This window comes from Metabacillus mesotrionivorans (genome assembly GCF_052171315.1).
GTDB lineage: Bacteria > Bacillota > Bacilli > Bacillales > Bacillaceae > Bacillus_P.
This window is the reverse complement of record NZ_JBQMFF010000007.1, coordinates 48718-71022: the sequence shown is the minus strand read 5'-3', so window position 1 is coordinate 71022 and position 22305 is coordinate 48718. Positions and strand designations below refer to the sequence as shown.

The 22305-nt window shown below is 44.8% G+C and carries 18 protein-coding genes and 1 riboswitch; of the genes, 14 read left to right on the top strand and 4 right to left on the bottom strand.

The annotated features are described in order from the left end of the window. Positions 1-3: 3 nt before the first annotated feature. Positions 4-684, top strand: a complete 681-nt coding sequence (locus ACTSEZ_RS16905) for a zinc metallopeptidase (RefSeq protein WP_369735468.1) — start codon at positions 4-6, stop codon at positions 682-684. Positions 685-737: 53 nt separating this feature from the next. Here ACTSEZ_RS16905 and ACTSEZ_RS16900 read toward each other — a convergent pair whose 3' ends face one another. Further along, complete coding sequence (locus ACTSEZ_RS16900; protein WP_369735466.1) at positions 738-2738, bottom strand: sigma-54 interaction domain-containing protein; 2001 nt, start codon at positions 2736-2738, stop codon at positions 738-740. Between the two features lie 271 nt (positions 2739-3009). Here ACTSEZ_RS16900 and ACTSEZ_RS16895 point away from each other — a divergent pair, with 271 nt between their 5' ends. The 8 genes from ACTSEZ_RS16895 (at position 3010) to ACTSEZ_RS16860 (ending at position 12993) form a co-directional block, all read left to right on the top strand. Then, the gene (locus tag ACTSEZ_RS16895) at positions 3010-4443 is read left to right on the top strand and encodes a YfcC family protein (RefSeq protein WP_369735464.1); all 1434 of its coding nucleotides are present in this window, start codon (positions 3010-3012) and stop codon (positions 4441-4443) included. A 35-nt stretch (positions 4444-4478) separates the two neighbouring features. Beyond that, complete coding sequence (gene iadA / locus ACTSEZ_RS16890) at positions 4479-5654, top strand: beta-aspartyl-peptidase (protein ID WP_369735462.1); 1176 nt, start codon at positions 4479-4481, stop codon at positions 5652-5654. 56 nt (positions 5655-5710) lie between these two features. Then, positions 5711-8236 (top strand): cyanophycinase, encoded by a 2526-nt coding sequence (locus tag ACTSEZ_RS16885; protein WP_369735460.1) that lies wholly within the window; start codon positions 5711-5713, stop codon positions 8234-8236. Positions 8237-8530: 294 nt separating this feature from the next. Continuing rightward, complete coding sequence (locus tag ACTSEZ_RS16880) at positions 8531-9196, top strand: type 1 glutamine amidotransferase domain-containing protein (protein WP_320156352.1); 666 nt, start codon at positions 8531-8533, stop codon at positions 9194-9196. Between the two features lie 140 nt (positions 9197-9336). Then, on the top strand, positions 9337-10317 hold the full coding sequence (locus ACTSEZ_RS16875; RefSeq protein ID WP_369735458.1) for a zinc-binding dehydrogenase: 981 nt from the start codon (positions 9337-9339) through the stop codon (positions 10315-10317). A 21-nt stretch (positions 10318-10338) separates the two neighbouring features. Beyond that, on the top strand, positions 10339-10626 hold the full coding sequence (locus ACTSEZ_RS16870) for a putative quinol monooxygenase (RefSeq protein ID WP_369735456.1): 288 nt from the start codon (positions 10339-10341) through the stop codon (positions 10624-10626). Positions 10627-10746: 120 nt separating this feature from the next. After that, positions 10747-11604 carry a LysR family transcriptional regulator gene (locus ACTSEZ_RS16865; protein WP_369735454.1) on the top strand — a complete coding sequence of 286 codons (858 nt, stop codon included), beginning with the start codon at positions 10747-10749 and terminating at the stop codon, positions 11602-11604. Between the two features lie 61 nt (positions 11605-11665). Continuing rightward, a riboswitch (purine riboswitch) is annotated at positions 11666-11769 on the top strand. Positions 11770-11958: 189 nt separating this feature from the next. Beyond that, positions 11959-12993 carry a PTS sugar transporter subunit IIC gene (locus ACTSEZ_RS16860; RefSeq protein ID WP_369735452.1) on the top strand — a complete coding sequence of 345 codons (1035 nt, stop codon included), beginning with the start codon at positions 11959-11961 and terminating at the stop codon, positions 12991-12993. A 71-nt stretch (positions 12994-13064) separates the two neighbouring features. Here ACTSEZ_RS16860 and bla read toward each other — a convergent pair whose 3' ends face one another. After that, on the bottom strand, positions 13065-13997 hold the full coding sequence (gene bla / locus ACTSEZ_RS16855) for a class A beta-lactamase (RefSeq protein ID WP_369735451.1): 933 nt from the start codon (positions 13995-13997) through the stop codon (positions 13065-13067). Positions 13998-14309: 312 nt separating this feature from the next. Between bla and ACTSEZ_RS16850 the strand changes: the two genes are divergently transcribed. Next, positions 14310-16115, top strand: a complete 1806-nt coding sequence (locus tag ACTSEZ_RS16850) for a BlaR1 family beta-lactam sensor/signal transducer (RefSeq protein ID WP_369735450.1) — start codon at positions 14310-14312, stop codon at positions 16113-16115. Continuing rightward, complete coding sequence (gene blaI / locus ACTSEZ_RS16845; RefSeq protein WP_369735449.1) at positions 16096-16479, top strand: penicillinase repressor BlaI; 384 nt, start codon at positions 16096-16098, stop codon at positions 16477-16479. The genes ACTSEZ_RS16850 and blaI overlap by 20 nt, the downstream gene beginning before the upstream one ends. Positions 16480-16599: 120 nt before the next feature. Here blaI and ACTSEZ_RS16840 read toward each other — a convergent pair whose 3' ends face one another. Continuing rightward, positions 16600-17997, bottom strand: coding sequence for a sigma-54 interaction domain-containing protein (locus ACTSEZ_RS16840; protein ID WP_369735448.1), 1398 nt, complete (start codon positions 17995-17997; stop codon positions 16600-16602). A gap of 349 nt (positions 17998-18346) precedes the next feature. Here ACTSEZ_RS16840 and ACTSEZ_RS16835 point away from each other — a divergent pair, with 349 nt between their 5' ends. The 3 genes from ACTSEZ_RS16835 (at position 18347) to ACTSEZ_RS16825 (ending at position 21561) form a co-directional block, all read left to right on the top strand. Beyond that, on the top strand, positions 18347-19549 hold the full coding sequence (locus ACTSEZ_RS16835; protein WP_369735446.1) for an ornithine--oxo-acid transaminase: 1203 nt from the start codon (positions 18347-18349) through the stop codon (positions 19547-19549). 31 nt (positions 19550-19580) lie between these two features. Further along, positions 19581-20861: a Glu/Leu/Phe/Val family dehydrogenase gene (locus ACTSEZ_RS16830; RefSeq protein WP_369735444.1), complete on the top strand. Its 1281-nt coding sequence runs from the start codon at positions 19581-19583 to the stop codon at positions 20859-20861. Positions 20862-20967: 106 nt separating this feature from the next. Then, positions 20968-21561 carry a GNAT family N-acetyltransferase gene (locus ACTSEZ_RS16825; RefSeq protein ID WP_369735442.1) on the top strand — a complete coding sequence of 198 codons (594 nt, stop codon included), beginning with the start codon at positions 20968-20970 and terminating at the stop codon, positions 21559-21561. 50 nt (positions 21562-21611) lie between these two features. Here the strand turns inward: ACTSEZ_RS16825 and ACTSEZ_RS16820 are convergent, their stop codons facing one another. Beyond that, complete coding sequence (locus ACTSEZ_RS16820) at positions 21612-22262, bottom strand: phosphatase PAP2 family protein (RefSeq protein WP_369735441.1); 651 nt, start codon at positions 22260-22262, stop codon at positions 21612-21614. Positions 22263-22305 lie beyond the last annotated feature (43 nt).

Sequence of the window (22305 nt, the reverse complement as noted above, 5' to 3'; positions counted from 1 at the left end):
TATATGTTTTTTCATCCGATGGATATTCTCATTTTTGCCGCGTTCGGGCTTGCCCTGTGGGCGCAGGCCAAGGTGAAAAGCAATTTTAATAAATGGTCAAAAGTTCAGGCATCATCGGGACTTACCGGCATGGAGGTTGCACGGAGGATTCTTGATCATCACGGTCTCCATCATGTTCCGGTAGAACCTGTCAAAGGAACTCTTTCCGATCATTATGATCCGACGAAAAAAACGGTTCGCCTTTCCGAGCCTGTCTATGCGGGTCATTCGATTGCCGCCATTTCGGTTGCGGCACATGAAGTGGGGCACGCCGTTCAGCATAAAGAAGCATACGGGGCCCTGACGTTAAGGCATAAAATGTTCCCGGTTGTAAGCCTGTCCTCCGGGGTGGCGCCTTTTCTGCTGATTGGAGGATTTTTGCTGGGTTCAATGAATCTGATCGGACTCGGCATTATTTTCTTCTCGGCAGCTGTCGCCTTTCAGCTTATAACGCTGCCTGTCGAATTTAATGCAAGCAACAGAGCAAAGGATTTTATGATTGCAGAAGGCATCATCCGGAATGAAGAAGAGCGCGGAGTGAACAAAGTGCTTGGAGCAGCCGCCCTGACATATGTAGCTGCCGCACTCATCTCTCTGCTCGAACTGCTGAAGTTTGTATTGATTTTTACACAAAACAGAGAATAGGCAAATGCCGGACCTTGTAAAACAGGTCCGGCTTTTATATGCTGACCTTTATTTCACGTCAGCTGTTCTCTCAAATACCTTATCCCCGCCTCCGTAATTTTCGTTCCGCCGCGTCCTTTCCGTTTTTGGATCCATCCTTTTTCCTCCAGGTCGTCAAGCCGTCTGCGCACTTGCTGAGGGGTAAGGGGCATGATCCATTCTTTTGTTTTTTCCGAGATTAAATCTCTGCTTGCTGCTTTTCCTGCCAGGTTGCATTCTTTCACAATCGACAGGATGGCGTCATGCTCTGACTGTTCGCTGCTTGCTGCTTGAGGAATGTCTGCTGAAAACGAATGAGGAAGGTCATGTTTCGTTAAAACAGAGCCATCGGCAACTGTGATCATATAATCGACCGTATTTTTAAGTTCTCTTATGTTGCCGTCCCATTCTGCTGATGCAAGCAAATTCATTAATGCAGGCTCGACCTTGAGCCACTTGCCGTTTTTTGTGATGAAGTGGTGAATGAGAAGAGGGATATCCTCTTTTCTTTCCTTCAGTGACGGAATGGAGAGGTTAAGGACATTCAGCCTGTGGAACAGGTCATTGCGGAATGTCTGCTCTTTCATTTGCTTTTCAATCCGTTTATTTGTGGCCGAGATGATTCTGACATTAATGGGTATGATTTTCGTTCCGCCGATTCTGCGGATTTCCTTTTCCTGAAGGACTCGCAGCAGCCGGGATTGCATTGAGAGACTGATGTCGCCGATTTCATCTAGAAAAATGGTTCCGTTGTCAGCCAGCTCAAACAATCCTTTTTTCCCCCCTCGCTGAGCACCCGTAAATGTCCCTTCTTCGTAGCCGAAAAGTTCACTCTCAAGCAGGCTTTCTGACAGAGCACTGCAGTTGACAGGCAGAAACGGTCCGTTTTTTCTCATGGAATGCTGATGAATGGCGTGTGCAAATAATTCTTTGCCTGTTCCTGATTCTCCCTGGATTAAAATCGGATGTTCGGAAAGAGCCAGTTTTTTCGCGATCTGCTTGAGGTTTTTCATTCCGGTATTTTCACAAATGATGTCATCAAAGCTGTATTTAGCGAAAAATCCTTTTTCGCGCAGCTTCCGCTGGGCCGTTTTTTCAATTTCCGATGCCTGCCGGACGCTTTTAAAGACAGCGACAGTTGTTTGTTCTAAAGCCATTGAATAGCGATATACAGCAACATCGACACCGTGAATGCTGAAAAGGCGGCTTTCTTCTATGCCGTTCTGAATAAATGAAACCACGTCTTCCTGCAGGGCTGCTGTTTGAATCGGAAGATTGATGATATCTGATCCCCTTACTTGAAACAGCGCTTCAAGTTTTTCATTAAAAACCGTTAATTCCATTTTTTTATTCATGGCGAGAATGCCGTCATCCACCGTATTGACCACGTTCTCGAGATGCTGATAAATCGCTTTTGTCTGCTTTTGCGCAGCCATCAGCTTTTGCTGCAGCTCAATCATGCTGCGGATGTACCTCTCTGAAATGTGGAGAGCTGCATTTTCAGGCAGATTGCAGTAGTCCGCTATTTTTAAGATCGTTGTCATATCAAACAGCCGCACACCAATGTCGAGAATAAGCGGTATGTAAGGGGGGACAAGTTCGATCTCGCCAGGTGAAACGGCTGCATCGATTTTCTCATGATAGGTCTGATTCTTTTTAAACGGGAGAAACCTGACATGGCTGATCCCCAGCTGATATAGCGACTGAATCAGTTCCATTGTGACATTGTACTCATCGTTGACGACAAGGACACTTGAACCTTCCGGAATGGAAAGGAGCTTGTCGAGATAGTCATGATGAACGGTGCGTTTACCGATTATAACTTTTTCTGCATCTATATTCTTTATGTGGTTCAATTCGTCTTTGAGGGCTTCAGAGGAAAAAAGGATAATATCAGCTTTCAGATTCGAAGGGAGACCTTCATCAGCAGCATAGCTCCTTATAGAAAGGTCATCGCCCAAAAGCTGAACAAGCTGATGGTGAAGCGTTTTCTTTGTTTTTGTACCGCCTGTCAGGAGAATAAGAGATTGTTTCATACATTCGCTCCTTTTGGTTCTATTGGTTTTATCATATCATAATAAATCACCAATTAAAGGCCAAAAAAGAGAGGGTTATTAGAAATTTTAGATAATAACTCTTTATGCAGTAAAGTGAATATGAGCCCTTGAAGAAAATATCATTTTGAATGATACTTACATATGACAAGCATTGAGTTCGGGTGATAACAGCATTTTCTCTTCTTTTTTTCATCTTGGCACAAATATTGCATTTACCTTATCAAACGCATCAAAAGAAAAAGGGGAGAAAATGATCATGGCTCTTGCAGAAAAAGCTTATGAACCAAAGGGAAAAGAAGTGAAACCAAAAAAGGAAAGAAAGATCAATGTATTTGCCCTCCTCCTGGGTGTATTGGTTGTTGCAACTCTATTAACCTATGTACTGCCGGCAGGAGACTACGCAAGGGTAGAGGTTGACGGAAGAACAGAGATTGATCCGGATACCTTCACGTCTGCTGAAAATACGCCGGTCAGTCCGTTCGGCATGGTAAAGGCCCTTCATACAGGAATGGTTGAAGCGGCAAACATTATTTTCTTCGTTTTGATCATTGGAGGATTTTTTGGAGTATTAACTGCTACCGGCACGATAAATTTGCTCATTACCACGCTTGCAAAAAGGCTGGCTTCAAGGGAGAAGCTCTTGATTCCGGTCATGATGCTGTTTTTCGCAGTCGGCGGATCGCTTATGGGGATGGCTGAGGAGACGCTTGCTTATATTCCGCTGCTCATTCCGCTTGCGCTTGCTTTGGGATTTGATGTACTTACGGGAACGGCCATTGTTATTCTAGGCGCAGCTGCCGGTTTTACTACCGCGGTCATGAATCCATTTACAGTAGGCGTCGCTCAGGGAATAGCTGAGCTTCCGATGTTCTCAGGCATGGGATACAGACTTGTATTATTCGTGATTGTCTATGCGGTTTCCGTCATCTTCGTTTACCGTCATGCGATGAAAGTGAAAAAGGATCCGTCAAAAGGGTTCTTCGGAAAATATACAAAAGAGGAAGCGGATGTGCTGCTTCATTCAAAAGAAAGGCTTCAAACAAAGCACAAGCTGATTTTGGCGGCATTCCTTCTCAACTATGTCGTACTTGCTTTTGGAGTGATTAAATTTCAGTGGTATATTACCGAGATTGCTGCATTATTCGTTGTTTTAACTATTCTAATCGGAATCATCGGCAGACTTTCTGCTGACCAGATTGCAAAATCGTTTGTCGAAGGGTCTTCGCTTTTGATTGGAGGCGCATTAATTATTGGGGTGTCAAGAGCGACACTGGTCGTTTTGAATGAAGGACATATCATTGACCCTATGCTTTTTGGAGTGTCTGATACGCTTAAGAATATTCCTGCTTTCTGGAGCGTGATCGGAATGTACAATTTCCAGGCTCTCATCCATTTTATCCTTGCTTCAGGCAGCGGACATGCGATGCTGACGATGCCGATCATGACGCCGCTTGCCGATTTGCTTGATATTACCCGTCAGACAGCTGTTCTCTCCTTCTCATTTGCAGATGGAATCGGCAATATTATTTTCCCGACAGCAGGCACATTGATGGCCGGACTTGCGATTGCGGGCATTCCTTGGACAAAGTGGGCAAAATGGGTGCTCCCGCTTGTTTTCATTCAATATCTGATCGGCCTTGCAGCCGTTGTGATTGCTCATTTAATGGACTACGGACCGTTTTAAAGACGGATCATCCCAGATAAACAGGAGGTTTACACTTGCTTACACTTATAAAAAATACAGAAGTTTACGCGCCGCATTATTTAGGCAGGAAGGATGTTCTTCTTACTGCGGACAAAATCGGCTACATCAAAGACAGGATTGATCTTGATCTTTCAGCACTGTCTGTTCATGTCATTGACGGAACGGGGAAACTTCTTGTTCCGGGGTTCATCGATTCACACGTTCACCTTATTGGCGGAGGGGGAGAAGGCGGGTTTAAAACCCGCACCCCCGAGCTGAACTTGACCGATGCCACGAAAGCAGGCGTTACAACGGTTGTAGGTGTGCTTGGCACAGACGGGACGACAAGAAAAATTGAAAGTCTGCTTGCAAAAGCTCATGCCTTGGATGAAGAAGGCATCACGGCTTTTCTGCACACTGGGTCCTACCAGACTCCCGTCAAAACGCTGACCGGAAAAATTGAAGAGGATCTTATTTTTATCGATAAAATGATCGGGGTAGGAGAGATTGCGATTTCCGATCACCGTTCATCAGAACCGACGTTTGAAGAACTTGCAAAAATAGCTGCCGCCGCAAGAAACGGCGGTCTGATCACGGGGAAGGCCGGTGTCCTTGAAATCCATGTCGGAGACAGTGAACGTAAACTCGACCTGCTTTTTGAAATCGCCGAAAAAACGGATATCCCGATTCATCATTTCCACCCGACTCATATTAACCGGAATGAAGAATTGTTTGAAGAAGGCATCAGGTATGCAGAGATTGGCGGATATGTGGATTTCACAACGAGCACGATTCCCCAATTCCTCGAAGAAGGGGAAGTGAAGTGCAGCCGGGGGCTCAGACTGATGCTTGAAAAAGGAGTGCCTGTCACACAAATTACGTTTTCATCAGATGGACAGGCAAGTCTTCCTTATTTTGATGAAAACGGAGATTTCGCCGGACTTCAAGTCGGAAAAGTTTCTTCCCTCTATCAAGAGGTACGATCGGCTGTTCTTGATGAAGGAGTTGATCTTGAAACCGCACTGCAGGTGATTACCTCAAACCCGGCCAGGATCCTGAAGCTTAAGAAAAAAGGGGAAATCCGCGAACAGCATGACGCAGATCTTGTGCTGCTTGAAAAAGAATCGCTTGTGATCGACACGGTCATTGCGAAAGGAAAAATAATGGTTGAAGAAGGCGTCCCGCTTGTTAAGGGCACCTTTGAACAATAAATGAAAATCAGCCTGCGTATACAGACAAGCATCCAACATTAAGAGGGGGAACTGGTGTGAAGAAACGTATCAGCATGCTTGCAGCGGCCTGTCTTCTGGCGTCAAGCTTCGGCATTCCGGCTAATGCCGCGGGCAAGGAAGAAATAAAAGGAAGTCTTGTGATTGCCGGGGGATCTCTTGGAAGCAGCAACAAAGCGGTTTATGATGCTTTTATTGACCGTGCTGGAGGCGCCGGGAATGCTAAAATCGGAATTATACCAGCAGCGAGCGGGAAATTAAAATCATCGAATGAGTTTAAAGCAGATCTTGTGAAATACGGTGTAGACCCAAAAAATGTTGAAATTCTCCCAATCTCAAATCATGACTTCAGTGACACGGAATTTAATGAAAAATGGTGGAAGCGCAATGCAAATAAGAAAGAAATGGCTGCGAAAATTAACGGTCTGTCGGCTGTCTGGTTTGTCGGCGGCGATCAGCTTAAGATAACTGAAACGCTTTTTCAGGGCAAGGGAAAGCGGACGCGGGCACTTGAAGCCATCTGGGATATTTATGAAAAAGGGGCTGTCATAGGCGGGACAAGCGCAGGAGCCGCCATCATGAGTGATGTCATGATCACAGGCGGAGACAGCCTCGGGGGACTGAAGGGCGAATTTACAACAAAGGATCAGAGTGATCCTGACAAAGAGTACGCGCCTGTCTATATTGAACGGGGACTTGGATTTTTTAAGCACGGAATTGTAGACCAGCACTTTGATGAGCGCGCAAGACTTGGACGGCTTGCCGCAACAGCCGTTAAGTATGAAAAACAAAAGAAAAAGAATTATTCATATGGAATTGATGAAGATACGGCACTGATTGTCGATAATCGGACAAAAACAGCCGAAATCGCAGGACGCGGGGGCGTAACGGTTATTGATACAAGCAAATCAAAGCCTGCCGCCAAAGACCTGCACCCTGTAAACGGCGTTGAGGTCAGTTTTTTATCTCCGGGAGATAAAATTGACCTGAAAACGAAAGCTTTTTCTTTCAGAGAGGACAAAGAGGGGACAAAAGGGTATGAATACTATTCATTCCAGCCGCTTGATGCAACAGGTGTTTTAACATCATACGGAAGGCTGAAGCCATACCTTTCCTATTCGCTTGCAGACAACGAATCAGCGGATGCAGTCAAGAGCTATCTCTACGACAGCAAAGGGCAGGGGTTTGCTTTGACCTTCAGTAAAACGGCTGCAACAAACGGCTACTGGGGCTATCAGGACGGGCAGAAGGATGACTATTCAATTGTGAAGGTCAAAATGGATGTCTCGCCGGTGAGTGTTTCATTTACGAAGGATGACAAGGCGTTCAAAGACTATAAACCTTCTGACTTTACGGTTCCTAGTAAACAGGACCGGGGTGACATCAAAGGAAATCTGGTCATTGCAGGCGGCGCTCTTGGATCAACCAACGAATCGGTTTACAAATCGTTCATCGACCTGGCAAACGGGAAAACGGATGCCAAATTCGGAATTGTTCCGGCAGCAAGCGGGTCGTTAAGTTCAAGCAATACGTTTAAAAAGGATCTGATTCGATACGGAGTAAAAGAAGAAAACATTCAAATCCTGCCTGTGACTGTTTCAAATTACAAGGACACTCCTCAGAATGATGCAGCTGAATGGGAAGCGATGAAGAATTCAGATGAAGCAGTCTCCAGAATAAAAGAACTAGACGCCATCTGGTTCGTCGGAGGAGATCAAACGAAAATCACGAAAGCTCTTTTCAACACTGATCAGTCTGAATCAAAAGCGCTGTCGGCCATCTGGGACATCTATAAAGAAGGGGCCGTCCTTGGAGGAACAAGTGCCGGGGCAGCCATCATGAGTGATGTTATGCTCGCAGGCGGAGGAAGTCTTGACACTCTTGCAAAAGGGTTCACTGACACCTATGACGGCATGCAGCAGCAGGAAGGCGGACCGGGATATCTCGAGCGCGGACTTGGCTTCTTCCAATACGGCATCATTGACCAGCATTTCGACAACAAAGCCCGTCTTGGAAGACTGATCGCAACAGCATACGAAAAAGGTGACCGCAATCAGCTCTCTTACGGAATTGATGAAGATACGGCCATGGTTGTCCGCAATGCCGAGAAGAAAATAGAAGTAGTCGGCCGTGCAGGGGTTACAGTTGTCGATCTGTCAGAAGTTCAGACGAACCCTGCGGCTCAAAGCCAATATAAAAATATTCAGTTGTCCTCACTCGCAGAAGGTGACGCTTTCGACCTTAAAACAAAGAAATTCAGCATCAGCGAACACAAAGTCAGCACAACAGGATACGAATACGGAGATTACCAGGCAGTGCCGCACTCAGGCGTACTGACTCCGCACGGCACACTAAGCAAATTCATTTCCTACAACCTTGTTGACAACTTCGGTGAAAAAGAAGTGAAAAGCTATGCCTTCAACCAGGGAAAAGGCGTTGAGCTCACATTCAGAAAAACAGAAAAAACCGACGGATTCTGGGGCTATAAAGACGGCGGCAAAGATGATTACTCATTTGTAAATGCCGTCCTTGATATCCAGCCTGTTTCTGTAAAAGTGAAATAACCTTTCAGACCAAGCCGCTTTTGGCTTGGTTTTTTTGATGCTTAAAACGAACATACATAAGTAAAACTCCAGTGGACTGGAGCGCAAGGGAACGGGTGCGATTTGAAATCTGCAATGAACATAAAAGTCCTGCCAGCGGTTCATATCAGGAAGCTCCCCTAGAGCGGAAAGGGACGGGTCCTGTGAATAAATATATTTATACATAAACAATAATTATCTAATTTGTATTATAGATAACATCGCGCTAAACTAGGAATTGTTAAACAAACCAACACACTCAGGAGGTAACATATTATGAGTAAACATATATTAATGGTCGTTACAACGGCTGACAAAATGAACGAGGATCACGCAACAGGACTTTGGCTCTCTGAATTCGGGGAAGCTTACGTTGAATTTAAAAAAGCAGGCTTTGACATCACAGTCGCAAGTCCCCTTGGCGGAAAAGCACCGGTTGATGCACGCAGCCTAGAAGGCGGAGAAACTCCGCAGGAAATTCTTGATACAGCTCAATACCTTGAAAATACAGTAAAACTTGAAGACGTGAAAGATGCATCTGCTTTTGATGCCATTTTCCTTCCGGGCGGACATGGAACGATGTTTGATCTTCCGGATAACGTGAAGCTTCAGGAATTGATCCGTGACCTGTATGAAGCAGACAAAATTGTAGCTGCCGTGTGCCACGGTCCAGCCGGTCTTGTCGGAGTCAAGCTTTCTGACGGCACGCCGCTTGTTGCAGGAAAAGCTGTTACAGCTTTTACAGATGAAGAAGAAAGAGCCACAACACTTGACCGTTTCATGCCGTTTCTTCTTGAAACACGCATGCGCGAGCTTGGAGCAAAATTTGTGGCAGCTGAGAACTGGACAGACCATCTTCAAGCTGACGGCCGTCTTATTACGGGACAAAACCCGCAGTCTACAATCAGCGTAGCTAAAGAAGTCGTTAAACAATTGAGCTAATTCACGGCGGAAGCCTGTAAACTGCGGTTTACAGGTCTTCTTCGTTTATGTAAGGTTCTTTTGTCGCAAAAAGAGAAGGACTTTTTTAAATCACAGGAAAGACTAATTGATGAACTAACACATAAGGAGAGTCAGAAAATATGAAAGCATTACTGCTGAACGGCAAAAACGAATGGAAGAACATGAAGATTGAAGAAACGGAAAAACCGGCACCTCAGAAGGGTGAGGTTGTAGTCGAAATCCATGCAGCCGGGCTGAATCCTGTTGACTATAAAACAGGAACAAACGGCAACCCAAACTGGTCATTCCCGCATATCCTCGGTCTTGATGCAGCTGGTACCATTCACGAGGTGGGAGAAGGCGTCACTGAATGGAAAAAGGGAGACCGCGTCGTATATCACGGAGATTTCAATAAAAGAGGGGCCTATGCGGAGTATGGTGTGACAACGGCTCATACGATTTCACGCATACCGGACAGCATCACGTTTGAAGAAGCGGCAGCTCTTCCAACAGCAGGATACACGGCGTATCAGGCGCTGTTCCGCAAGCTTCCGATGAATGCTATCGAGACAATTTTGATCCACGGCGGAGCAGGCGGAGTCGGCGGCTTTGGCATTCAGCTTGCAAAAGCTGCGGGCAAAACAGTCATTACAACAGCATCCGAACGCAATCATGACTATGTGCTTTCACTCGGAGCAGATCATGTCATTGATTACACAAAAGAAGATGTAAAAGCAAAAGTAATGGAGCTGACAGACGGCCGGGGAGTGGACGCTGTTCTTGATACAGTCGGAAGAGACAATGCTACTGCTTCACTTGATTTGATTGCCTATAACGGGCACATCGCCCACATTGCAGGAGCACCTGATTACTCCCGTGTGAAACCATTTACAAAGGTTATCTCCTTCCATGAAATTGCTTTAAATGCTATTCATCATCACGATGATGTCATTTCAGAGCGCGATCTTGCAAAAATGGGTGATGAGCTGCTTAAAATGGTCGACGAGAAAAAAGTTTCCCCATTGCTTGAGAGAGTCATCTCACTCGAAGAAGTGCCGCAAACCCTTGAAGAACTTTCTAACCGTCATGTAAAAGGAAAAATTGTTGCAAAAATAAAATAAGGCAAAGGGGGAAACCCAGTTATGCAACAGATTACAATCACAGCGATATTAACAGCCAAACAAGGCAGGGAAGCGGAACTGAGAGCAGAGCTTCAAAACGTGCTGGCGCCGTCGCGTGCTGAAGAAGGATGCATGGAATACACGCTTCACGAATCTGCTGAAGATGAACGTGTATTTGTCTTTTACGAAACGTGGAAAGATGCGGAGGCCCTGAAGCAGCACATTGATTCGGCACATTATCAGGCCTACAGAAAAAATACGGCAGATTTAATGGAAAGCCGGCAAGTGCTCAAACTGAGAAAACTGTAACAAACGGCAGCCAGACACCGACCGCTTAGTCCGTCGGTGTCCTTTTTTTATAATAAAAGAATACTTCATAGTGATAACGATAAAAATTTTTATAACAGAACTAAAGGGAGAGAGCTTGAAATGATTGATTTTGAATGGTACCGGAGCTTTATCAGCATCTACCAGCACAGATCTGTTTCCGGAGCTGCAAAAGCCCGCATTCTTACTCAGCCTGCGATGAGCCAGCACCTTGCAGCACTTGAAGCCGAAGTCGGCGAACCGCTGTTCACGCGGGCTCCGCGGAAGATGATTCCGACAGAGAAAGGGAAGGAACTTTACACAAAGCTTGTGCCGCTGATTGAGAACCTTGAAAAAATGACGCTGTCGATCCGGTATGCCTCAGCATCTGCATCTTCAGCGCCGCTGATTCGGATAGGATCGCCAACAGAGTATTTCACAAAAGCAGCTTTAGCAAAGCTGTCTGAGATGGACATCCGGATGTCGGTTCACTTTGATGTGGCTCCGGCTCTTCTGGATGCTCTGCAAAAAGATGAAACGGATCTCATTTTAACGACTCAGAAGGTTCAGGTAGCGGGTATTGATTATGAAAAAATAGAGGACGAGCATTTTGTCCTTGTTGCTCCTGCGGGTTATCCTGAAGCGGAGGAAACTGAAGACTGGATGAAACGCCAGAAATGGCTCAGTTATGGTCTTGAACTCCCGATTATCAGGAGGTTTTTCAGGGTGCACTTCGGAAAGCGGCCGGAAGTTCAGCCTCACTGCGTTTTTCCTGATTTACGAACCATTCTTGAAGCAGTTGAACTGGGAATGGGGATCAGTGTTCTGCCGGACTATTTGATAAAGGACTCCCTCCATGCAGGAAAAATAAAGATCCTGTTTCCCGAACGCAAAGTGGAGAATACCATTTTTGCCGCTTATAAAGTTGAAAACAAAGACAATCCATATCTCGGTGAGGTACTGAAGGCGCTGAAAAAGTAGACAATTCTGAACTTTTTCAGGCTGTTGTTAGAAGGGACATTATGAGTTATACTTTTACGTATTATTCAAAATTTTTTATTCTTGTATAATTTCAGGTAAGAGGGTCTGAACGTTTCTACCTGGCAGCCGATAAAATGACAGACTACAAGAAAGTGTGTACAGCAAAAAATGAGTTCATACGGATGCATCAGTCTGAAGTCTTTCAGATTGACCGAGTCCTTTCCATGCTCTTATTTTGCCATGCTTTCTGTCTAGCGGCTGATGGTGTGGGAAAATAGGGGCTTTTTAATTGAAATGAATACAGATTACGTGAAAGAGCAACAGGGCTCTTTTTCAGCCGGGGGAGAGAGACAGATGGATTTAGTAAAAGGAACAGTGCTCTTATTAGTCGTACTTGGTTTATTTTCATTATTCAGCTATAAAGCTCCAAAGGGCATGAAAGCGATGGGGGCTCTGGCAAACGCTGCTGTGGCGGCCTTTTTGGTTGAAGCCTTTCAGCGATTTGTAGGGGGAGATCTCCTGAAAATTGAATTTCTCGGAGAAGTGGGAGATGCCGCAGGCAGTATGGGAGGAGTTGCAGCTGCAGCTCTTGTCGCACTTGCGCTCGGGGTATCGCCGGTTTATGCCCTGATGCTTGGTGTATCCTGTGCGGGACTCGGTTTGCTGCCGGGATTTTTTGCGGGCTACGTTGTGGCGTTTTTGGTGAAATGGATTGAGAAAAAAACGCCTGCAGGATTGGATTTGCTCGTTACGATCATTGTGGCGGCGCCGCTTGTCCGCTTCATCGGAAACGGTCTGACCCCTGTAGTTGATGCGACGCTTCTGAACATTGGCGGCATTATTACCGAAACGGCCAACAGCAATCCGGTTCTGATGGGAATTATTCTTGGCGGAGTCATTACAGTGGTTGCTACTGCGCCGCTAAGCTCAATGGCTCTTACTGCCATGCTTGGATTAACAGGTCTGCCGATGGCAATCGGTGCACTTGCAGTCTTCGGGTCATCCTTTATGAACTATGTCCTTTTCAGCCGCCTGAAATTCGGCGACAGACGGACAACGATTGCCGTTGCCATAGAGCCTCTTACACAGGCGGACATTATTACCGCGAATCCTGTGCCTGTTTACGTCACTAATTTCTTCGGCGGGGCCGCTGCAGGGGTTGTTGTTTCACTTTTCGGTCTTGTCAATGATGCGACTGGAACAGCCACACCGATTGCAGGCCTTGCTGTTATGTACGGCTTCAATGATCCTATGACCGTTACAATCGCAGCTGCACTATGTGCCGTAGCCGGCGGAATTACAGGGCTCATCGGCTCTATCGTGTTTAAAAATTTCAAAATCAAAACTGTTTCAGAGATTAGAAAAAGCAGCATAAAAGAGGCTGCATAAGAACAATACATGTTCCACTCAGTACAATAAAAAGAGGAACTCCAGCTGTAAATGGAGTTCCTCTTTTTTATCTATTTATTTTTGACTTTAAGGTCATTCATTACTATTTCTGTTGCCTCAGCAATAAGCTTGTCGTTATAGTATGCATCTTTTTTATCACGGCTTGAAAGGACAGCAAGCACAATAGGATCTCCTTTTGGTGGCCAAATGACCGCAATGTCGTTGCGCGTTCCGTATGATCCTGATCCAGTTTTATCAGCCACTGCCCATCCTTCCGGCACTCCGGCACGAATTAACGCATCCCCAGTAGTGTTTCTCTTCATCCAATCTATTAAAAGTTCACGTTTCTCAGTTGGAAGTGCATCTCCCAATATAAAAGCCTGAAGACTGGCAGCAAGTGCTCTTGGTGTACTCGTATCATGGGTTTCACCAGGATTAACTTCATTTAAATCTGGCTCCATACGCTCAGGGCTTGTCGTGTTATCTCCAATATCCTCCAGTGCTTTCTTAAATCCGGCCGGTCCGCCCAATTGTTCGAGTATAAGGTTCCCGGCAGTATTGTCACTGTATCGAAGAGAAGCATCAGCAAGCTCCTTAAGAGTCATCCCCGTATCAATATACTTTTCTGTAATCGGATTATAATTAACAAGATCCTCGCGTGTATAAGTAATTCTTTGATTAAGGTCTTCTATTGATTTCTGTTGTAAAAGGGCTCCTACAGCCAGAGCCTTATGAGTGGATGCATAAGCAAAACGCTCATCTGGATGATAGGTTACTGTCCGGTTTGTACCAGTATCCAGGGCAAAGACACCAAGTTTGGCATCAAATTTTTCTTCAAGCTCAGCAAAATCATGATTAGTGGCATTTTCTTGTTCCTTGGGTTTAGTTATATCGGTATGCACATTATTGTTTGAACAACCTATAAGCGTTGCACATGAAAGGAATAGAACAGGCACTATTTTTTTGAAAGATGAATTACGATAAATATTGCTTAATGATTTCATTAACATTCAACCTCTTTCTAAAAAGTATTTATTATGTATGCTTCTCTGATGGCAACCGCCTCTTTAACTCTTGCGCCCTAGCTTTTGTTCTGGATGTAGAATGAAGACCTACTAATGTACGAATTGAATGTTTATTCTCATACAAGGACTATTAAAATGATTACATTTGTAGTCCGACTACATCTGTAGTATAGTATTACATGTGTAATCGAATGAAGTCAATACTTTATTTTTTTGTCATCAAGCCACTATAAATATGCTATATTTCTGTTTTTTAAAAATTTATAGTCAAGAGAGGTGGTATTGAAAGACATGTCTTTACCTTTGTTTATAATAGGTCTGCTGGTGTCTTCATTTTCTATTATTGTTATTCTGCTTATACGAATATGGTTTCGAAGACAATTAACAGCAAAATGGACTTATCATTTGTGGATGTTTCTTTTTTTGTCTTTAGCACTTCCATTCATACCGGCTGATTTATATCATTTTAGTTCTCTCTTTAGCAGCGGAGATACATATCAGGCTAATGCACCCAGCTCTCAGACAGAAAAAAATGGAACGATGCAGAGTCTGAACCTTATTCAAGATTTTTCTGAATCTGTCAACCGGCCGGACCTGTCTTTGCTTACTATGAGTGTGGCGGGTTTATGGGTTTCGGGGATGCTTATAGTTGCCTTTACTATGGTTCGCGGATTGATCGAACTTAGCAGGATAAAGAAGGATTCTTCTGCGTTTGCCGATCACGAAGTTCTCGTGCTTTTTGAAGAATGCAAGAAACGACTGCAGATTAAAAAATCAATAAAGATTGTTCGTTCGAAAAGAGTCCAATCGCCAATGATATTCGGACTATTTCAGACATTTATCGTTTTACCTTCTCAGCATGAACACTGGCTCAGCTTGAAAAATTACGAGTATATCTTTCTTCATGAACTGAGTCACTATAAAAACAAGGATTTGCTGACAAATTACGTGATATTGTTCTATCAAATTATTTATTGGTTTAATCCCCTTATCTGGCTTGCTTTTAGAAAAATGAGATTCGATCGGGAAATTGCATGTGATGCATCTGTCTTACAGTTGCTGGATGATCACTCTTTTAGTGATTATGGACATACAATCATTAATTTTCTGGCTCTTTCAAAGCGGTCAAGCAAGCTGCAGTTAGTGACGCAATTAAACGGTTCGAAGGTTCAAATCAAAAAACGGATTGAACACATTTCTGACTACAAGCATTCCGCAGGAAAATCAATAAGAAAAAGCATCTTTATTTATGTGCTGGCCAGCATCATTCTGACAATCCAGTTACCTTTCGTTTCTGCATTTGCGACGGAAAACGACCGATACTATTTTAATAATGACGGAGCAGTGTATGAGGATTTACATCAATTCTTTCAAGGGTATGAAGGAAGCTTTGTTTTATATGATGAGAATGCAAAGCAATATCGCATTTATAATGAAGAGAAAAGTACGCTGCGGGTATCACCTGATTCCACTTACAAGATCTACAGTGCCTTATTTGCACTAGAATCAAATGTGATTTCACCTGAAGAATCCACTCTTGCATGGGATGGGACAGAGCAGCCCTATGACGCTTGGAATGAGGATCAGGATGTCTCATCTGCTCTGCAAAAATCTGTAAGCTGGTATTTCCAAGAAGCAGATCGCAGAACAGGATTTGAAATCATACAATCCAATCTAAAAGAGATAAACTATGGAAATTCTGATATATCAGGAGGATTAGATGAATTTTGGCTCGAATCCTCATTGAAAATTTCTCCAGTCGAGCAAGTCCAACTTCTGCAATCCTTTTATCACAACCAATTTGGATATGAGCAAACGCATATCCAAACTGTTAAAGAAGCACTGCTCATAGAAAAGAATGAAGAAGCTCGCCTATCGGGAAAAACAGGTACAGGAACAGTGAATGGAAAAAACATCAATGGCTGGTTTATCGGTTATGTAGAGACGAAGGACAATACTTATTTCTTTGCTGCCAATATACAAAACAAAGTTGATTCATCAGGAAGCAAGGCGTCAGAAATTACATTATCAATCTTACGGGATTTAGGAATCTACAAAGGAAATGGAGGGGTGAAATATGGAGAAAAACATACCTAGTATTTCAGAATCAGAATGGGAAATCATGAACGTGCTTTGGGAAAAAGCCCCTCAAACAGCGAGTGACATCATATCCTCCTTACAGGAGAGTACCGACTGGAAGCCGAAAACGATACGCACTCTTCTCGATCGACTGGTTCAAAAAGATGTAGTGGGCGTCAATAAAAATCTAAGAATTTACACCTTTTACCCGCTTTATACACAGGAAGAGTGCCAGCGTGCCGAAACTGAATCATTTATCAACCGCATCTATGGAGGCACCCTGAAATCCATGCTTGTCCAATTCATTCAGGAAGATACGCTATCTGATGATGATATTAATGAACTTCGCTTTATTTTAAATAAGAAACCTGAAAAGGAATAGGATAAAACAGTCGATTGGGTTGCAATACAAGAAGCACACCATTTTAGCTGGTAAATGGTGTGCAAGTCCTTTCTATTTTGCATTCCGAAACGTAACCGTCAAGATCACCCGAAAGTTTTTTTACGCATGTATACCAAGCTTCTTCATCCTGTACTGCAGGCTCTGGCGGCTCAGCCCGGCATCTGATGCGGTTTTTGTAATGTTGCCGCGGTTTTTTTTCAGCATAGAACGGATATAGCTTGCTTCTGTCCGCTCCAAATGCTCTTTCAGCTGTATGGATTCTGTCTCTTCCTCTCGGTGTACCTCAACCTCAAGGGGAGGAGCAGAGGCAGGTGTCCTCGCAAATGATCTGGAGCGAAAGTGCATGGGAAGGTGGCTGAAGCGGATTGTCTCTTCATCTGCCATCACATTCATTGCGCCTTCAATCATGTGCTGCAGCTCTCTTACATTGCCGGGCCAGTCATACGTGATCAGCATGTCCATAACCTCCTGATCAACGCGCCTAACCTCCATTTGGAACAGCTCATTATATTTCCTGATAAAGCGCTGGATCAGCAGAGGAATATCTTCTGTTCTGTCTCTCAGAGGCGGAACAAAAACAGTGACAACGCTTAATCGGTAGTAAAGGTCTTTTCGCATCCGTTCTTTCGTAATGGCCTCAATAGGATCTTCGTTGATGGTTGCGATGATCCTCACATCAATCGGCGTGTCTTTCGTATCGCCGATTCTTCTGATCGTTCTCTCCTGCAAGGCCCGAAGCAGCTTGGACTGTAGGTTTGGATTCAATGAGTTGATTTCATCAAGCAGCAGCGTGCCGCCTTCTGCCTGTTCAAACAAACCCGGATGGTCGACTGCCCCCGAAAAAGCCCCTTTTTTCGTGCCGAACAGCAGGCTTTCAATCAAATTGTCCGGAAGTGCGGCGCAGTTTTGGGAAATAAACGGGGCGGCAGAACGGCTGCTTCCGTTATGTATGCTTTGAGCGAACAGCTCTTTCCCTGTGCCGGTTTCGCCGACAATCAGAACAGAGGAGGTTGTCCGTGTCGCCCGTTTTGCCCCCTCAATCACATCTTTTATAGCAGACCCTTCCCCGATGATGCTGTCAAACGTATAAGATGTTCCGCTTCTTCCTTTCATCGTGTTCTTCATCAGACTTTCGATCTTGGTCATGTCTTTGGCGATTTCGACCGCGCCAATAATTTCATGGCCATTTTTTATTGGAAAGGTGTTATTGACCGTTGTAATTTCCTTGCCCCTGTTGTTGAAGTAGGTCTGCTTGCTGTTCTTTGTTTCCGTGCCGTTTTGGAGCGCCTGCACAAGCGTGCTTCCTTCCTTTGAAAACATAAACACATCAAGAAGGTTTTTGTGCATCACATCTTTGCTGTCCATGGATTCAAGCTGGGACATTTTTTTGTTGTAGAGAATGGTGGTGCCGTTTTTGTCTATCACATGGAGCCCGACATCTATTTCATCGATGATGGCTTCCATGAAAAGCTGCATGTATTCTATGTTTTTATTCATGATTTTGCTCCAGGTTTTTCTTTTATTTTACCCTGATTCGCTATGATGCGCAAAAAAATTTTGCGTTTTGAATGCAAATAATATTGGCAATGCAAAAAAAGTTTGCATGCAAAAGCCGTTTTCTCTCGTCTTTCAATACTAATTGCAAAATTTAGTTTTATACTTTTCATATTGTCTAGCTCCGCCTCCTAGTCCTTCCGTCAGAACAAAATCCCCGAAAAAGGCGGGACCCGGACTTTTCCGGTGATTTCTTTTCTGCCTGTCAGGCCTAAACAGTCGGCTCCGCTTTTCTAAGTTGGCACGGAACTTGCATCTATATCTGTAATGAAAGAATGAAGGAGGAAACAAGATGACAACACTGACAAAATCACAGGAACTGATCCAGCAGACATCCAAGTTTGGAGCAAACAATTACCATCCGCTGCCGATCGTTATTTCGGAAGCGTGTGGGGTATGGGTGAAGGATCCTGAAGGCAATGAGTATATGGATATGCTGAGTGCTTACTCTGCAGTGAATCAGGGTCACAGGCATCCGAAAATTATTAAAGCCCTGAAAGATCAGGCGGATAAAATCACCCTGACATCCCGTGCTTTTCACAACGACCAGCTTGGGCCTTTCTATGAAATGACGGCAAAGCTGACGGGTAAAGAGATGGTTCTGCCAATGAATACGGGGGCAGAAGCAGTTGAAACAGCAATCAAAGCTGCACGCAGATGGGCATATGACGTGAAAGGCGTGGAAGAAAACCGTGCTGAGATCATCGCATGCATCGGAAATTTTCACGGCCGTACAATGTCCGCTGTATCCCTGTCATCAGAGGAAGAATACAAGCGTGGCTTTGGTCCAATGCTGCCGGGCATCAAACTGATTCCTTACGGAGATCTTGAAGCTTTAAAAGAAGCAATTACGCCTAATACGGCAGCCTTTTTAATTGAACCGATTCAGGGAGAAGCGGGCATCGTTATTCCGCCTGATGGATTCCTGAAGCAGGCATCCGTCCTGTGTCAGGAACAAAACGTCCTTTTTATCGCTGATGAGATTCAGTCAGGTCTTGGCCGGTCCGGGAAAACATTTGCATGTGACTGGGAAGGGGTTGCTCCTGATATGTACATTTTAGGCAAAGCACTTGGTGGCGGGGTATTCCCGATTTCATGTGTGGCCGCAAATAAGAACATACTCGGTGTTTTCAACCCGGGATCACACGGTTCCACGTTTGGAGGAAATCCGCTGGCATGTGCTGTGTCGGTCGCTGCGCTTGAGGTGCTGGAAGAGGAGAAGCTGGCAGAGCGTTCATTGAGACTGGGAGCTTACTTTAAAGAGAAGCTTGCAGAAATAAAAAATCCTCTCATTAAAGAAGTGCGCGGAAGAGGTTTATTTATTGGGGTGGAGCTGACTGTACCGGCGCGTCCGTACTGCGAAAAATTAAAAGAAGAAGGCCTGCTCTGCAAAGAGACTCATGAGACGGTTATTCGCTTTGCACCTCCGCTTGTGATTTCAGAAGATGATCTCCAGTGGGCAATTGAAAGAATTACAAGAGTACTATCTAAATAAAAAGCTATTATTATATCAATGGGGTGGAATCATGGGGATTATTAAGGACGTACAACAGGCAGATAAAGAAAAAGAAAGCTTGAATTTATTTCAGTCGACGCAGACAATTATCAAAGAGGCTTTGGGGAAATTAGGCTACTCAGAAGAATTTTATGAGCTGCTGAAGGAGCCTGTGAGAATGCTCACTGTCCGCATACCGATTCAGATGGACGACGGCTCGGTCAAAGTTTTTACAGGCTACCGTTCCCAGCACAACGATGCCGTCGGTCCGACAAAAGGCGGCGTGCGCTTTCATCCGGAAGTAAATGAAGATGAAGTAAAAGCCCTTTCCATCTGGATGAGCTTAAAATGCGGCATAGTCAACCTGCCGTACGGCGGCGGAAAAGGCGGCATTATCTGCGACCCGAGAGAAATGTCATTAAAGGAGCTTGAAAGACTGAGCCGCGGATATGTCCGTGCAGTCAGCCAGATTGTAGGTCCTACAAAAGATATCCCTGCCCCGGATGTGTTTACAAACTCCCAGATCATGGCGTGGATGATGGATGAATACAGCAGACTGCGCGAGTTTGATTCACCGGGTTTTATAACAGGCAAACCGCTTGTCCTTGGCGGTTCCCACGGAAGAGAAACGGCAACAGCAAGGGGAGTGACGATCTGCATCGAAGAAGCGGCAAAGAAAAAAGGCATCAGCCTGGCAGGAGCCAGAGTAGTCATTCAGGGCTTTGGCAACGCAGGCAGTTTCCTCGCCAAATTCATGCATGACGCAGGAGCAAAAGTCATCGGCATTTCAGATGCGTACGGCGCCCTGCATGACGCAAACGGACTTGATATTGACTACCTGCTTGACCGCCGCGACAGCTTTGGCACGGTCACAACTCTTTTTACAGATACCATCACAAACAAAGAGCTGCTTGAGCTCGACTGCGACATCCTTGTGCCGGCAGCTATCTCAAATCAGATCACGGCTGAAAACGCCAGTAAGATTAAAGCATCCATCGTCGTAGAAGCAGCAAACGGCCCGACGACGATCGAAGCTACCAAAATCCTCACCCAGCGCGGAGTCCTGCTCGTTCCGGACGTTCTGGCAAGTGCAGGAGGGGTAACCGTTTCCTACTTCGAATGGGTGCAGAACAACCAGGGCTACTACTGGAGCGAGGAAGAAGTCGCAGAGCGTCTGCAGAAGGTCATGGTCGATTCGTTTGAAAACACGTTTCAGACTGCACTCATTCACAGAGTTGACATGAGACTTGCCGCCTACATGATCGGCAGCCGTAAAATGGCTGAAGCATCACGGTTCAGAGGATGGATATAAAAAGCAGAATGAAGAACACAAATCCTGGTGGGGGTTTGTGTTTTTTTGTAAAACTAATGCGGAAGCCTGTGATAAACTTAAATAGAGAAATAATGGAAAGCGCAGAATGAGTCTTTGCAGGGGGGCTGCAGCATTGAAAGAGACAGAGGAAGGATTTCAAATCGCTTCAGAAACAGAAAGATTAATCATAAGACCATTGCAAAAAGAAGATTATGAGAACTGGCTGAATGAATTTGAAGCACGTCATCCATCACTAAACCGGCACGACAGCGGGAAAATAGATATGAGTGAATGCTCACTGGAGTGGTTTCATCAGCTTGTAGACAAGTATCAAAGGCTCGCACTTTCGGATACCGCTCATGTTTTTGATATTTTCAGGAAATCGGACGGCAGAAACATAGGCACGGTTGATTTTTCAACCTTGGCAAGAGATGATTTTCAGTGGGGACGGATCGGGTATACCATCCATAATCAGCATTGGAAAAAGGGATACGGCAGCGAAGCGGTTAAAGAAGCTCTTTCCATGGCTTTTCACCAGTTGAAATTCCACCGCATCGAAGCCCATATCAACCTCGATAATACGGCTTCAATCAAACTGGCCCAAAGTGCAGGCATGGCATACGAATGCACGCGAAAAGGTTTTATATATGAAAACGATGAGTGGACGGATCATTTGATTTATGTCAAAACCGCAGACTGATTATTTAACAAAAAACAGGGACTACCCAATGAAGGGAGTCCCTGTTTTTGTTATCGCTGAAGCTTGTATTTTAATGCTGCGATACAAATCACGAGCCAGGCGCAGCCTGCTGCAAACCCTGCGATCACATCGCTTGGATAATGAACACCCAAATAGATGCGGCTGAATCCTATTAATAGAATGAGAAGCATCGACAGAACCAGAATCAGGACTTTCACGCTTTTTTTTCTGACCATGGTCGTCAGCAGGTAGGCTAAGATGCCGATAAAGGAAAAGGAAACCATGGAATGGCCGCTTGGAAAACTGTACCCGCTCTCCTCTAAAAGAGGGTTAAAAGTCGGGCGGTCTCTTTTAAACAGCCATTTCAGGTAATAATTCAGAAGAGACGAGCCGGATACTGATACGATCAGAAACAGACCTTCCCACCATTGCCTGGCAATCAAAAGAAAGATCAGGGCAATGGACATGCCGATCATAATGCCTGTTACAGATCCGAGGGAGGTTATGGCGGACATGATTTCGCCGAACCAAGGAGTCCGAAGGCCGTGTATGTATTGAATGATAGGAGTATCAAAGGATTTAAGTTCCATTTCTATGACTTCATCGGCAAATTCGATAAAGACAAAACAGCATGCGCCGATGAGAAGGATGGAGTACATAATGAATGATTTGGACAGGCGCTCTTGTGCTTCGTTTTTCATGAACATGCTCCTTATGCGTTTAATAGTAGGAATACCACGTTTC